The sequence below is a fragment of the Pseudomonas sp. GNP014 genome, assembly GCF_054344005.1.
Genome location: NZ_JBTGUS010000001.1, coordinates 1,523,745 through 1,536,599, shown reverse-complemented (window position 1 = coordinate 1,536,599; position 12,855 = coordinate 1,523,745). Strand labels below are relative to the sequence as shown.

At 60.0% G+C, this 12,855-nt stretch carries 11 protein-coding genes; 5 read left to right on the top strand and 6 right to left on the bottom strand.

Translation table 11 applies throughout. From position 1 onward, the window contains the following. The first annotated feature begins 65 nt into the window (after nucleotides 1–65). The 3 genes from fdhD to ACXX9E_RS06995 all read left to right on the top strand — a co-directional run bounded on the left by fdhD (nucleotide 66) and on the right by ACXX9E_RS06995 (nucleotide 4,073). Nucleotides 66–905 carry a formate dehydrogenase accessory sulfurtransferase FdhD gene (gene fdhD / locus ACXX9E_RS07005; RefSeq protein WP_123470569.1) on the top strand — a complete coding sequence of 280 codons (840 nt, stop codon included), beginning with the start codon at nucleotides 66–68 and terminating at the stop codon, nucleotides 903–905. Beyond that, nucleotides 902–3,250 carry an FdhF/YdeP family oxidoreductase gene (locus ACXX9E_RS07000; protein WP_186748422.1) on the top strand — a complete coding sequence of 783 codons (2,349 nt, stop codon included), beginning with the start codon at nucleotides 902–904 and terminating at the stop codon, nucleotides 3,248–3,250. Before fdhD ends, ACXX9E_RS07000 begins: the two co-directional genes overlap by 4 nt. Before the next feature lie 346 nt (nucleotides 3,251–3,596). Beyond that, a complete protein-coding gene (locus ACXX9E_RS06995; protein WP_128614184.1) occupies nucleotides 3,597–4,073 on the top strand; it encodes a glycine zipper domain-containing protein in 477 nt (158 codons plus the stop codon). Between the two features lie 64 nt (nucleotides 4,074–4,137). On the opposite strand, the gene ACXX9E_RS06990 is transcribed toward ACXX9E_RS06995, so the two are convergent. The 3 genes from ACXX9E_RS06990 to ACXX9E_RS06980 form a co-directional block, all read right to left on the bottom strand. Beyond that, nucleotides 4,138–4,563 (bottom strand): acyl-CoA thioesterase, encoded by a 426-nt coding sequence (locus ACXX9E_RS06990; protein WP_128614185.1) that lies wholly within the window; start codon nucleotides 4,561–4,563, stop codon nucleotides 4,138–4,140. A gap of 219 nt (nucleotides 4,564–4,782) precedes the next feature. Next, nucleotides 4,783–6,009 carry a 3-hydroxyacyl-CoA dehydrogenase gene (locus tag ACXX9E_RS06985; protein ID WP_267805328.1) on the bottom strand — a complete coding sequence of 409 codons (1,227 nt, stop codon included), beginning with the start codon at nucleotides 6,007–6,009 and terminating at the stop codon, nucleotides 4,783–4,785. Nucleotides 6,010–6,142: 133 nt separating this feature from the next. Next, nucleotides 6,143–8,071, bottom strand: a complete 1,929-nt coding sequence (locus tag ACXX9E_RS06980) for a RecQ family ATP-dependent DNA helicase (RefSeq protein WP_267805326.1) — start codon at nucleotides 8,069–8,071, stop codon at nucleotides 6,143–6,145. A 242-nt stretch (nucleotides 8,072–8,313) separates the two neighbouring features. On the opposite strand from ACXX9E_RS06980, the gene ACXX9E_RS06975 reads away from it, so the two are divergent. Then, on the top strand, nucleotides 8,314–8,445 hold the full coding sequence (locus tag ACXX9E_RS06975) for a hypothetical protein (RefSeq protein ID WP_256591295.1): 132 nt from the start codon (nucleotides 8,314–8,316) through the stop codon (nucleotides 8,443–8,445). Between the two features lie 5 nt (nucleotides 8,446–8,450). On the opposite strand, the gene ACXX9E_RS06970 is transcribed toward ACXX9E_RS06975, so the two are convergent. Beyond that, nucleotides 8,451–8,954: a polysaccharide deacetylase gene (locus tag ACXX9E_RS06970; protein WP_458555217.1), complete on the bottom strand. Its 504-nt coding sequence runs from the start codon at nucleotides 8,952–8,954 to the stop codon at nucleotides 8,451–8,453. A gap of 540 nt (nucleotides 8,955–9,494) precedes the next feature. On the opposite strand from ACXX9E_RS06970, the gene ACXX9E_RS06965 reads away from it, so the two are divergent. Next, nucleotides 9,495–9,794: a hypothetical protein gene (locus tag ACXX9E_RS06965; protein ID WP_123470560.1), complete on the top strand. Its 300-nt coding sequence runs from the start codon at nucleotides 9,495–9,497 to the stop codon at nucleotides 9,792–9,794. A gap of 383 nt (nucleotides 9,795–10,177) precedes the next feature. On the opposite strand, the gene ACXX9E_RS06960 is transcribed toward ACXX9E_RS06965, so the two are convergent. Together ACXX9E_RS06960 and hslO are read right to left on the bottom strand one after the other, a co-directional pair. Beyond that, on the bottom strand, nucleotides 10,178–11,719 hold the full coding sequence (locus tag ACXX9E_RS06960) for a phosphoenolpyruvate carboxykinase (protein ID WP_025110978.1): 1,542 nt from the start codon (nucleotides 11,717–11,719) through the stop codon (nucleotides 10,178–10,180). A gap of 181 nt (nucleotides 11,720–11,900) precedes the next feature. Next, a complete protein-coding gene (gene hslO, locus ACXX9E_RS06955) occupies nucleotides 11,901–12,803 on the bottom strand; it encodes an Hsp33 family molecular chaperone HslO (RefSeq protein WP_123470558.1) in 903 nt (300 codons plus the stop codon). Nucleotides 12,804–12,855: the final 52 nt, after the last annotated feature.

Below are 12,855 nucleotides of genomic sequence, written 5' to 3'. Positions count from 1 at the left end.
GTAGCGATTAGACGCGACAAGTTGCCGCGCCTAGTCTTAACGTTGATCAATCCGTTGGTGATGCCATGAACGCCAAGCGCCCAGCCTGCGCGGCGCCTGCTCTCGAAACGCCCGCGCCCGCCGCCAGCCAGACGTACAGTTACAGCGATCTACCCCTTGTGGAATCGGCCAGCACCGCGCTGGCCGAGGAAGTCGCGTTGGCGATCGCCTACAACGGCATCAGCCAGGCGGTGATGCTGGTGACACCGACGGATCTGGAAGACTTCATCGTCGGCTTCAGCCTCGGCAGCGGCATCATCGAGGACGCCAGCGATATCTATGACCTGCAACTGAGCGGCGCCGGCTCGGCGCAATACGCGCAAGTGACCATTGCCAACCGCGCCTTCTGGAACCTCAAGCAACAGCGTCGGCAACTGGCCGGTACCAGCGGTTGCGGGCTCTGCGGCGTTGAAGCGGTCGAGCAGGCCCTGCCCGACCTGAAGGTGCTGCCCGGTGCACCGCTGCCACCCATTGAATGGCTCGACGGCTTGCGTCAGCGCATCAGTGCGTTTCAACCGTTGGGCCAGCACTGCGGCGCCGTGCACGCGGCGGTGTTCATGAATGCCCGCGGCGAATTGCTGCTCGGCCGCGAAGACATCGGCCGGCACAACGCCCTCGACAAATTGATCGGCGGCTTGATCCGCCAGAAGTTATCCACAGACGGCGGCCTGGCGATCGTCACCAGCCGTTGCAGCCTCGAATTGATCCAGAAAGTTTTGCGCGCCGGCATCCAGACCCTGGTCAGCCTGTCCGCACCCACGGGCCTCGCCGTGCAATGGGCCCGTCGACATAACCTCAATCTCATCCACCTGCCGCAGAAAAGTGCGCCGCGGGTGTATAGCCCCGCGATGGAGAATCAAGCGTGAGCCAACATCATCAAGCCGACCAGAAACCTGTCCCGCGCTACAAACCTTATAAAGGTGCCGCCGGCGGCTGGGGTGCCCTGATCAGTGTGGCCCAGGCCTGGTTGACCAGCGACAACGCGCTGAAAAACCTGCGCATGATGCTCAAAACCAACCAGAACGGCGGTTTCGACTGCCCGGGCTGCGCCTGGGGCGATTCGCCGGAAAGCGGCATGGTCAAGTTCTGCGAGAACGGCGCCAAAGCGGTGAACTGGGAAGCGACCAAGCGTCGCGTGGATGCGAAGTTCTTCGCCAAACACAGCGTGACCTCGCTGCTGGAACAGAGTGACTACTGGCTGGAGTATCAGGGTCGCCTGACCGAACCGATGGTCTACGACGCCGAGACCGATCGCTACAAGCCGATCAGCTGGGACGACGCCTACGCACTGATTGCCAAACACCTGCAAGGCTTGCCGAGCCCGGATCTGGCCGAGTTCTACACCTCCGGTCGCGCCAGCAACGAAGCGGCGTATCTGTACCAGCTGTTCGTGCGCGCCTACGGCACCAACAACTTCCCCGACTGTTCGAACATGTGCCACGAGGCCAGCGGTGTGGCACTGGCGCAAAGCGTGGGCGTCGGTAAAGGCACCGTGACCTTCGACGACTTCGAACACGCCGACGCGATTTTCGTCTGGGGCCAGAACCCCGGCACCAACCACCCGCGAATGCTCGAACCGCTGCGTGAAGCGGTGAAACGGGGCGCACAGGTGGTCTGCATCAATCCGCTGAAAGAGCGCGGTCTGGAGCGTTTCCAGCACCCGCAGCATCCGCTCGAAATGCTCACCAACGGCGACAAGCCGACCAACACCGCGTATTTCCGTCCGGCGCTGGGCGGTGACATGGCGGTCCTGCGCGGCATGGCCAAATTCCTCCTGCAGTGGGAACGCGACGCACAGAAAACCGGCGCACCGGCGGTGTTCGACCATGACTTCCTCAACGCCCACAGTGCCAACGTGCTGGAGTATCTCGGGGTCGTCGATGACACGCCGTGGGAACAGATCGTCACGCAATCCGGCCTGACCCTGGTCGAGATCGAGCAAGCCGCACGCATGTATGCCAAAGGCAAGAACGTGATCATGTGCTGGGCAATGGGTATCACCCAGCATCGCCATTCGGTGCCGACCATCCAGGAAATCGCCAACCTGATGCTGCTGCGCGGCAACATCGGCAAACCGGGCGCCGGCCTGTGCCCGGTGCGCGGCCACAGCAACGTGCAGGGCGACCGCACGATGGGTATCAATGAACGGCCACCGGTGGCGTTCCTCGATTCACTGGAGCGGCGTTTCCAGTTCAAGGTGCCGCGCCACAACGGGCACAACGTGGTCGAGGCGATCCATGCGATGGCCGAAGGCCGCGCGAAAGTCTTCATCGGTCTGGGCGGCAACTTTGCCCAGGCGACGCCGGACAGCCCGCGCACGTTCCAGGCGCTGAGCAATTGCGACCTGACCGTGCAGATCAGCACCAAACTCAATCGCAGCCACCTGGCCCACGGCAAGGACGCGCTGATCCTGCCGTGCCTCGGTCGTACCGACATCGACATCCAGACCGAAGGGCCGCAAGCGGTCACCGTGGAAGACTCATTCAGCATGGTCCACGCCTCCAATGGCCAGTTGCAGCCGCTGTCGAACCAGATGCGTTCGGAGCCGGCGATCATTGCCGGCATTGCCGCCGCCACACTGGGCAGCAAACCGGTGGACTGGCACTGGCTGGCGGCCGACTACGGGCGTATCCGCGAGCTGATCGCCGACACCATCCCGAACTTCAAAGACTTCAATGAGAAGATCAAGAACCCGGGGGGGTTCTACCTTGGCAACAGCGCCGGCGCGCGCAAGTGGAACACACCGTCGGGCCGCGCCAACTTCCGCGCGAACCTGCTGCCGAAAGACCTTGTCCACGAACGCACGCGTGCCACTGGGCAACTGCCGGACCTGATCCTGCAGTCGATGCGCTCTCACGACCAGTACAACACCACGATTTATGGTCTCGACGACCGTTATCGCGGGGTCAAAGGCCAGCGTGATGTGCTGTTCGTCAACGAGGCCGACATCATTCGCCTGGGCTTCCGTCCGGGGCAGAAAGCCGACATCGTCTCGCTGTGGGACGACGGTCGCGAGCGCCGGGTGAAGGGCTTCACCTTACTGGCGTTTGATATTCCTGCGGGTCAGGCGGCGGCTTACTATCCGGAAGTGAATCCGCTGGTGCCGCTGGAAAGCACCGGGGATGGCAGCCATACACCGACGTCGAAATTCATTGCGATCCGGCTGGAAGCGGCGAGTGAGAGCGGGTTGATCATGGCCAAGTCCGCTTGATCCGGGGTCAGCACCATTGCTATCGCGAGCAGGCTCACTCCTACAGTTGAACGTGTTCCATCTCTAGGAACTCGGTCACCGCAGGAGTGAGCCTGCTCGCGATAGCGGTCGCCGATTCAATGCAATTCTTTGTACTGTGCACTTTTCAAACGCCCACAAAAAAGGCCGCTTTTTCACAAAAGCGGCCCGTCCGAAGTAGCTAAAGACCGGCAAAAATCGCTTAAGTTCCGCATACAAAACAGTAACTTGCATAATTGTATACAAGTCGTGTTATTCGTCGGATTTCGATTGTCAGCCTTGTTACACAGCCTCAGGATCGGCGCCGTCATCCCTTTGAGGCTCCTCTATGAAGTTCTCCTCGATTCTCTTGTTGTCCCTTGGCCTGGTCAGTGGCTTCGCTTCTGCCGGAGGCACCACCGAAGCAGGTGTGGGCGGCGCATTGGGCGGGGTTCTTGGCTCGGTCGTCGGTCAGTCTTTAGGCGGCAGCACAGGTTCAACCATTGGCGCAGCCCTGGGCGGCGCGGGTGGTAGCGCGGTGGGCGCCAACAAACACAGCCGTGGCGAAGCCGCCATTGGCGGTGCATTGGGCGCAGCCGGCGGTAACGTGGTCGGCCGCAGCATGGGCGGCACCACCGGCAGCCTGATCGGCGCCGCAGCAGGTGGCGGCGCCGGTGGCGCGCTGGGCAACTACATGGGCAACCAGAGCAATGACGAAGGCCGTCATTACGATCGCGGTCGTGACCGTCGCTACTACCGCGATGACCACCGTGGTCGCGGTCACGCCTATGGCCATCGCAAGCATCACCGCTACTATCGCGACTGACGCATTGCGTTACGCGGGAAAGCAAAAATCGCAGCCCTTGGGCTGCGATTTTTTTTGCCCCGGTTCAAACCAGCAGACGCTCCAGGGCTTCACGCAACCGGCCTGGAATCGGAACCGGCTGATTGCTCGTCCGCTCCACGAAGACATGGACAAAACGCCCCGCTGCGCACGCCTCGAACTCCCCCACCTTGAACACCGCCAGCTCGTATTGCACCGAACTGTTGCCCAGCTTGCCGACTCGCAGACCGACTTCGATCAGATCGGGAAACGCGATCGAGGCAAAGTAATCACACGCCGAACTGACCACAAACCCCACCACCTCGCCATCATGAATATCCAGACCACCGACCTGAATCAGGTAGGTGTTCACGGCTGTGTCGAAGAAGCTGTAGTAGGTCACGTTGTTGACGTGACCGTAAGCGTCGTTGTCGTGCCAGCGTGTGGTGATGGGCTGGAAGTGTGGGTAGTCGGTGCGTTGAGGGGTGGACATGGTTGGGCTGACTCTCCTGTTTTTTCAGTGAGGCCGCTTGCCCTCACCCTAGCCCTCTCCCAGAGGGAGAGGAGACTGACCGAGGTGTTTTCTCGAAATACACCGACCTGAACTGTCGAGTCGAACTCGAATGCTGAAACCCACGCAGATCGGCTCCCCTCCCCCTCGCCCCCTTGGGGGAGAGGGCTGGCGTGAGGGGGATCGATTTTCGCCGTAACACTAAGCTTGAGCAAACCCCTTGCCCTGCGCGGCCAACTCGCCAATCAACCGCGCCGGTTTCCACTGATCGCCCTGACGCGTCTCCAGCGCCAGCAAGCGCTGATGAATGTCCGCCAGCCCCTGCTGATCCGCCCAGGCCATCGGGCCGCCCTTGTCTGCCGGGAAGCCGTAGCCGTTCAGGTACACCAAATCAATGTCGTGTGCCGATTGGGCGATGCCTTCCTGCAAAATCTTTGCACCCTCGTTGACCAATGCCAGAAGACTGCGCTCCAGGATCTCCTCCGGGCCGATCTCGCGGCGCTGGAAGCCCAACCCTTCGCTGACCTGCAACACCAACGCATCGACCTCAGGATCATGCTCGGCCTGACGACTGCCCGGCTCGTAATGGTAGTAACCGTTGCCGGACTTCTGTCCAAACCGGCCCAGCTCGCACAAGCGGTTATCCACCTGAACCTCTGGCGCATCCTGGCCTTCGCCGGCCAACTCGCGGGCACGCCACTCCAGATCGATGCCGACCACGTCGTACATGCGGAACGGCCCCATGGCAAAACCGAAACCCTGCAACGCCGCATCCACCTGCTGTGGATAAGCGCCTTCGAGGAGCATCTTGCGTGCCTCCAGCACATACGGATGCAGCATGCGATTGCCGATAAAGCCGTGGCAGTTGCCCGACACCACACTGACCTTGCCCATGCGCTTGCCCAGGGCCAGTGCGGCCTCCAGGACCGTCGGCGAAGTCTTTGCACCTCGCACGATCTCCAGCAATTTCATGATGTGTGCCGGACTGAAAAAGTGCAGGCCCAGCACCTGAGCCGGGCGCCGGGTTACCGCGGCAATCGCGTCGATATCCAGCGCCGAGGTATTGCTCGCCAACAATGCTTCGGGTTTCAACAAGCCATCGAGTTCGCGAAAGATCTTCTGCTTGAGCTCAAGGTTCTCGTACACCGCTTCAATCACCAGATCGACATTACGGATCGCCGCGTAATCCGCCGCTGCACTGACCCGGGCGAGGCGTGCATCGGCTTCAGCCTGATCAATCCGCCCCTGCCGCACGTTGTGTGCGTAAGTGTCGGCTACTGCGGCCAGTGCCTGCTCAAGCATCTGTGGATTGTTATCCACCCATTGCACTGCAACGCCGGCATTGGCCAGGCACATGACAATGCCGCGCCCCATAGTGCCCGCGCCGATCACGGCAGCCTGCTGAATATCGAAGGATGTCTGGCTCATGTTGTTCTCTTGTTGGCGATCCGAAGACAGCCTTCACCATAGTCAGCCAATCACGCTTTTTGAAGTTTATTACCGTGATGATCGACATTCAGCGGATGGATAAACCCCACTCGCGCCAGCGCCTACAAAAAGATCAGAGGTGTTCCTCAACCCAGCGGCGCACGTCGGCGTAGGGATATTCCTCGAGCGCCGCATACCCGGAGATCGTCCGCGCCTTGAGCCTGGTAAACAGCGGCACACTGATCCCGCACAGAAACCGTGTCAGCCGCTCCGCCGTCGGAACACTGCCTGCGTGTTGTTCATGCTTGTGGATAAAATCACCGCACAGCGCCGGGAAACTTTTATCCACAAGCGACGGCAACTGCGGTGGTGCCGGCAGACGCGCGATGTGGCCATGACACACTGAACAATGCCCGCACCGCTCGGGCGCCTGGTGATCACCGAAGTACTCGGCCAGGCGATACCCCAGGCAACGCTCGGTCGAGAACAGTTCCAGCATCGCGTGTATCCGCGCCACTTCGGCTTGTTCGTGGCGAGTGAAGTAAGCATGCAGCTCACCGCTCAACACAGCGCTGTCGAAGTCACTCTGCAGCACGCTGTAGACTTCGGTCATCTGCTTGCTTTCAAGTTCGATCCAGCCCTTTTCCTGAAAGTAATCCAGGGCCTTCACCACCCGACTGCGCTCAGCGGAATACTGCGTGTACATTGCCTCGAAATTCACGGTCGCCCAGGTACGTGCACGGCTTGAGGTGTGGATGATCGCCGCGACAAAGTCCCTGCGCTCGCCCTCGAAGCGCTCGAGCAATGCCTCAGGCTCCAGCAGGTATTTGAAACGGTATTCGGCGTAATAGGCGTAGCGCGGAGCGATCAACCCGCGCAGCTCCAGCTGCACCAGTAAAGTCTTGAGCGGCAACGCGCGGATGTTGCTCTGATCCGCCAGCGGTCCGAGCAGAAATTCCCACTGCCCCTCAGGCACCGATGCTTGCAATTCATCGAGCACATACCGAATACCCCCACGCTCCGGCGTGTCGCCGTAAACGAAGTTTTCCAGCACGTTGAGGCTGTCGCGATTGGCCAGCACCAGACAATCCGAGGGCTGCCCGTCGCGCCCTGCCCGACCGATTTCCTGGCTGTAGTTTTCGATGGATTTGGGCAAGTCGAAATGCACCACCTGGCGGATGTCGCTCTTGTCGATGCCCATGCCGAACGCAATGGTCGCGACAATGCAATTGGACTGCCCGGCCATGAAGCGTTTCTGGATGGCTTCACGCTGATCATTGGGCAACCCGGCGTGATAGGCCTCGGCCTGTATGCCATTTCGCCCAAGGTGTTCGGCGACGTGCTCGGCGGTTTTCTGCAGGGTGACGTAGACGATGCCCGGCTGCCCCTGCCGTTCGGCCATCCATTCCACCAGGCGCCGGCGCTTGTCCTGAGCGCGCACCGGTTCCACCAGCAGGTTGAGATTGGGCCGATAGAAACCGGTGGTCACCACGTCCTCGGCGGCAATGGCGAATCTGGCCTGCATGTCGGCGATGACTTTCGGCGTAGCGGTGGCCGTCAGCAGCAGGGCTTGGGGAATATTGAACTGGCGCTGATAGTCCGGCAGCTTGAGGTAGTCGGGACGGAAATTGTGGCCCCATTCCGAGATGCAGTGCGCCTCGTCCACCACCAGCAACGAGATCGGCACCTGCTGCAGGAAGTTGCGAAATCGCTCGTTTTTCAGGCGCTCGACCGAGACCATCAGAATCTTCAGCTCACCGGAGCGAGCACGAGCCATGACGTCATTGGCGTCGTCGCGGCTCTGTGCCGAATCGATGCTGCCTGCCGGGATGCCGTGGCGTTGCAGGAACGCCAGTTGATCCTGCATCAGCGCCAGCAACGGTGAAACCACCAGCGTCAGATGCGGCAGCAGCACTGCCGACACTTGATAACACAGGGATTTGCCCGAGCCGGTGGGGAAAATCGCCGCCGCCGAGCGCCCGGCCAATACAGCGCTGATGGCCTGCTCCTGACCGGGTCGAAACTGTGGATAACCGAAAACCTGTTCCAGGGTGTTGTGCATTCGCTGTCACTCCTTTGACCGCTGCCATGCCAACAGCCTAGCGGGCGATCGCAGCGAGTCGAGAAAAGGTCGGGGGGCAAACCAATACGGAATGATACAGCCCCGGACGCCCGGTCACAGACTGAAACAAACGGCCCGATTTGTTTATCGCGGTGTTTTCCGGCACCGCGCTAACGTGCCCGCTTCACTCTCCACATAACGCCAGGACGGCGATATGTACGCAACCTCACAAAGGAATGACCATGTCGAACACACTGAAATTGCCCCTCGCCCTCTTCATCGCGTCGCTGTTGCTGAGCGGATGCATGCCGTTTCCCGGTGACACTCCGGAACTCGCCATTTTCGTGGCGAAGGATGGCGCGTCCCTGGGCTGATTGAGTCAGGGCCGCAACACCGCCACACGCAACTGCTCGTTCAGGATCTGCTCATGCACACGCTGGCTGTTGCTCACCCACAGTGTATGGGCAGGGCTGATATCGCCGGTGAACGCTGCCGCCAGTTGCCGCAAGTCCGCGACGCTGCGCACCCTTGGACAAAACATTTGCTCGTCGCAATCGAGGCTGGCAGTGCGATAGGTACTCAGCAAGCGATCCCACAAGCCGTCGCGCACCCGTCTGATCGATTTGAGCTGCACCTGCGCCACACCCAGCCGCTGCTTGAGCCCTGACTCGTCCAGAGCCTCGCTGGCCAGCAACGCCTTGCCGAACATCAGCACTTCGGCACGCGAGGCTGTGTCGACATTCGCCTGACTGGTGAGGGCATCCGGCCAACCGGTTCGATCCAGCTGACTCGACACTGGAGAATTGCCCAACTCAGCGGCAATCACCAAGTGACAACCACTGACCCACAGCCATACGATCGAGGCCACTCGTAGCCACTGCATACCTAATTCCCTTTAAGCGCGTATCGGACGTTTGGAAATGTCCTACAGATTCTGGCGCGCACCTTACAGCGCTTTTTGGCGAAGCGCCTGAGAAAACCGTAGGAAAATTCTCGCCTAAGGGTTTTGCCTTGAGAACCCCATGAAAATGCGTAGGGCAAATGCCCAAACCTCGGAAAAACCCCTACGAAACCTGTCCATTTTGGCCGTCTTGTTTCGCTCTAGGGCGCCCTTCTATAGTGGTCACAGAGGCTGAAGCTACCGATCGGCCGACCTGAGCGAGCCTGTTCAAATATCAGGCGAAGCAACGGTGAAAAGCCTGTCAACGCTTCATCCGGTTCCTGCAAAACACAACGCTATGTCGCCTTTCGCACCAGGGTTGCTCATACCTATAGTCGTGACGGTCGCTGCCAAATCAGCGGCTCGGGCCTGGTCACTCGAATGGAACGTGCATAAGCGTCCGCTGTATGTCGCCGGTATCCAATTGCCTGCAGTTTTTATGGCGGCTTTGTTTGGGACACCTTCATTTGAGGATCAAGAACATTGAAAACATGGAATCAATTCACGACCGATCGCTTCCGTCCGCTCGAATCCAACCTCACCGACACCAAGCCTCTGGTCATCGACACAGCCGCCAATCCACAAGACATCCTCGAATGCGCCGTGCAGCGCCTGCGTGCTTCAAGCGACCTGCTACGCACCCTCTACTGCCTCAACTTCAAACAGGCCGATGTCGAAGACATCCCGCACATCACCCACGCTCTATATCTGCTGACGCAGGATGGCTGTGACCTGCTGCAGGTTGCGCAACAGCAAATGCTCAACTGGAAGGCTCCGGCCTGATAACAGGCATTAGTCAGGTCCCCCCTGAAGCAGCAACTGATCTCGACGAGTTGTTCGAATCAAAGGGAAATTCGCCGCCAACGACCGCCCCTGTACAGAAGAGGCAGAATCGAAGTAACACGAGGAATGGCTGCGGCCTCCGACTACAGCATCGTCCACGCGATCAAAGACCGATGCGTAGAAATGCTGCGAATAATCCAGGCCCGGCAGCAATGGGCCGTGAAAGCTGGGGGTACTGAGAATGCCCCGCCACTCAAGTGGCTTTATTCTGGCTATTCAGCTCGAATTCTGCGGGAATAATGGCAGTCCACCTGTGAGCACTTTCCACTCGCCCACAAAAAAGCCGCCCCAAGAGGCGGCTTTCTCATCGCTGCAAACCGATTTTACAACTTAGGACCGGCAGCCTTGATCGCATCGCTCACTTCGAACTTCTTGAAGTTCTCGATGAACAGACCGGCCAGTGCTTTGGCAGCCTCGTCGTACGCAGCCTTGTCAGCCCAGGTGTTGCGTGGGTTGAGCAGGTTGGTTTCAACGCCCGGTACGGCCAATGGCACGTCGAGGTTGATGGTGTCCAGGTGCTCGGTGGCTGCACCGATCAGTGCGCCGCTCTGGATCGCGGCGATCACTGCGCGGGTGGTCGGGATGTTGAAGCGTTTGCCGACGCCGTAGCCACCGCCGGTCCAGCCGGTGTTGACCAGGTAGACCTTGGAGCCGAAGCCGCGGATACGTTTGATCAGCAGCTCGGCGTATTCGCCAGCCGGACGCGGGAAGAACGGCGCGCCGAAGCAGGTGGAGAAGGTCGACTTGATGCCGCTGCCCGAACCCATTTCAGTCGAGCCCACCAGAGCGGTGTAGCCGGACAGGAAGTGGTAGGCCGCTTGCTCTTCGTTGAGGATCGACACTGGCGGCAGGACGCCGGTCAGGTCGCAGGTCAGGAAGATCACAGCGTTTGGCTCGCCGCCCAGGTTCTTCTCGGAACGCTTGGCAACGTGCTCCAGCGGGTAGGCCGCGCGGCTGTTCTGGGTCAGGCTGACATCGGCGTAGTCGGCGTGCTTGGCGTCGTCGATAACAACGTTTTCCAGCACAGCGCCGTGCTTGATGGCTTTCCAGATGACCGGCTCGTTCTTCTCGGACAGGTCGATGCACTTGGCATAGCAGCCGCCTTCGATGTTGAAGACAACGCCTTCGCCCCAACCGTGTTCGTCGTCACCGATCAGGTAACGGCTTTCGTCGGCCGACAGGGTGGTTTTACCGGTGCCCGACAGACCGAAGAACAGGGTCACGTCGCCTTCTTCGCCGATGTTGGCAGCGCAGTGCATTGGCAGCACGTCAGCGGCCGGCAGCAGGAAGTTCTGCACGGAGAACATGGCTTTCTTCATCTCACCGGCGTAACGCATGCCGGCGATCAGCACTTTCTTCTGTGCGAAGTTGAGGATCACGCAACCATCGGAGTTGGTGCCGTCACGCTCAGGCACGCACTCGAAGTTGGCCACGTTGAGCACTTGCCACTCTTCACGACCGGCCGGGTTGTACTGCGCCGGGTTGATGAACAGGCAACGACCGAACAGGTTCTGCCAGGCAGTCTGAGTGGTCATTTTCACGGCCAGGTAGTGATCTTCGGCCGCGCCTACATGCACGTGGGAAACGAAATGCTCTTGCGCGTTGTTGAATGCTTCTACGCGAGCCCACAGCGCGTCGAACTTGTCGGCCGGGAACTTGCGGTTGATCGGGCCCCAGGCGATAGCGGCCTGGGTGGAAGGCTCTTCAACGATGAAACGGTCAACCGGCGAACGACCGGTGCGGTGACCAGTGCGAACAACCAGAGCGCCGGTATCGGCAAGCTCGCCCTCACCGCGGTTCAGGGCTTCTTTAACCAGATCATCAACACTCAGATCGGTGTACACGGCGTTATTGGCTTGCGTCATGAGGTTCCCCGTCGGCCAGTGGCCGAGTGTGCTCCAAACGTTTTGTAGTAGAAAGTCGTGCACTACTACCGCGAAAAAAGTGGGCCGGATTATGCCAGAAAAGCCCAAAAAGAGTAGGGTCCTCCCGTCGTAACGGCGAAATTCCGTCGTTACGCAGTGAATTTACCTGCGCTGAACCGTTTTAGTGCCGGGTATCTGACGGCGTGTCGACGCCTGCGCCAGCGAACAATTGAGCGATATCGGCTGCGTCGAACAGGTACTGCTGATTGCAGAACTGGCAATCGATCTCGATATTGCCGCCGTTCTCTTGAACCAACTGCTGCGCATCCTCAAGACCCAGACTGACTAGCGCGTTGCCCGAACGCTCGCGTGAGCAGGTGCAACGGAAGCGCAGTTTCTGCACATCGAACAGGCGCACCTGCTCTTCATGGTAGAGGCGATGCAACACGGTTTCGTTGTCCAGGCTCAACAATTCATCGGCGGTCAGCGTGCTCGCCAGTGCGGTGATGTGCTGCCAGCTGGCGGCGCGCTCTTCTTCGTCTTTCAGACGGTCGGCCGGCAGCTGTTGCAGCAGCATCCCGCGCGCACGACGGCCGTCGGCGAACAGCTTGAAGCGCGTGCCGACCTGTTGCGACATGACGAAATAATTGGTGAAGCACTCAGACAGGTTGTCGCCGTCAAGGTCGACGATGCCTTGGTAACGCTGGCCGATCGTCGGGTCGACGGTCAGGGTCAGGTCGCCGCCCGGCATCAGGTCGGCAAGGGTGGCGTCCGGCGCGATCTGCTCGGCGTTGTAACGCGCCAAGCCACGGATCTCGCGCTCGCTGGAGCATTCGATCATCAGCAGCGGAATCGGCCCTTCGGAACGCGCCTGCAGAATCAGCAAGCCGTCGAATTTCAGGGTGCCCACCAGCAACGAGGCGGCCGCCATCAATTCGCCAAGCAGCTGCGCCACCGGCTCCGGGTACGGGTGCTTGGCGAGGACTTCGGCGTAGCTGCGTTCCAGCGCAACCAGTTCGCCGCGCGTGTCGCTGTCATCGAAGATGAAGCGTTGGGTGTAATCGGTATCCGGTAGGTCGGTCATAGGTCTGGGTATCTGAATGTGATGACAAAATGGTTACAAAACGTGAAAATTT

Excerpts from the sequence above, each read along its gene's own strand:
- fdhD (WP_123470569.1), top strand. The coding sequence starts at position 66 with ATGAACGCCAAGCGCCCAGCCTGCGCGGCGCCTGCTCTCGAAACGCCC.
- ACXX9E_RS06995 (WP_128614184.1), top strand. The coding sequence starts at position 3,597 with ATGAAGTTCTCCTCGATTCTCTTGTTGTCCCTTGGCCTGGTCAGTGGC.
- ACXX9E_RS06990 (WP_128614185.1), bottom strand. The coding sequence starts at position 4,563 with ATGTCCACCCCTCAACGCACCGACTACCCACACTTCCAGCCCATCACC.
- ACXX9E_RS06985 (WP_267805328.1), bottom strand. The coding sequence starts at position 6,009 with ATGAGCCAGACATCCTTCGATATTCAGCAGGCTGCCGTGATCGGCGCG.
- ACXX9E_RS06980 (WP_267805326.1), bottom strand. The coding sequence starts at position 8,071 with ATGCACAACACCCTGGAACAGGTTTTCGGTTATCCACAGTTTCGACCC.
- ACXX9E_RS06975 (WP_256591295.1), top strand. The coding sequence starts at position 8,314 with ATGTCGAACACACTGAAATTGCCCCTCGCCCTCTTCATCGCGTCGCTG.
- ACXX9E_RS06970 (WP_458555217.1), bottom strand. The coding sequence starts at position 8,954 with ATGCAGTGGCTACGAGTGGCCTCGATCGTATGGCTGTGGGTCAGTGGT.
- ACXX9E_RS06960 (WP_025110978.1), bottom strand. The coding sequence starts at position 11,719 with ATGACGCAAGCCAATAACGCCGTGTACACCGATCTGAGTGTTGATGAT.
- hslO (WP_123470558.1), bottom strand. The coding sequence starts at position 12,803 with ATGACCGACCTACCGGATACCGATTACACCCAACGCTTCATCTTCGAT.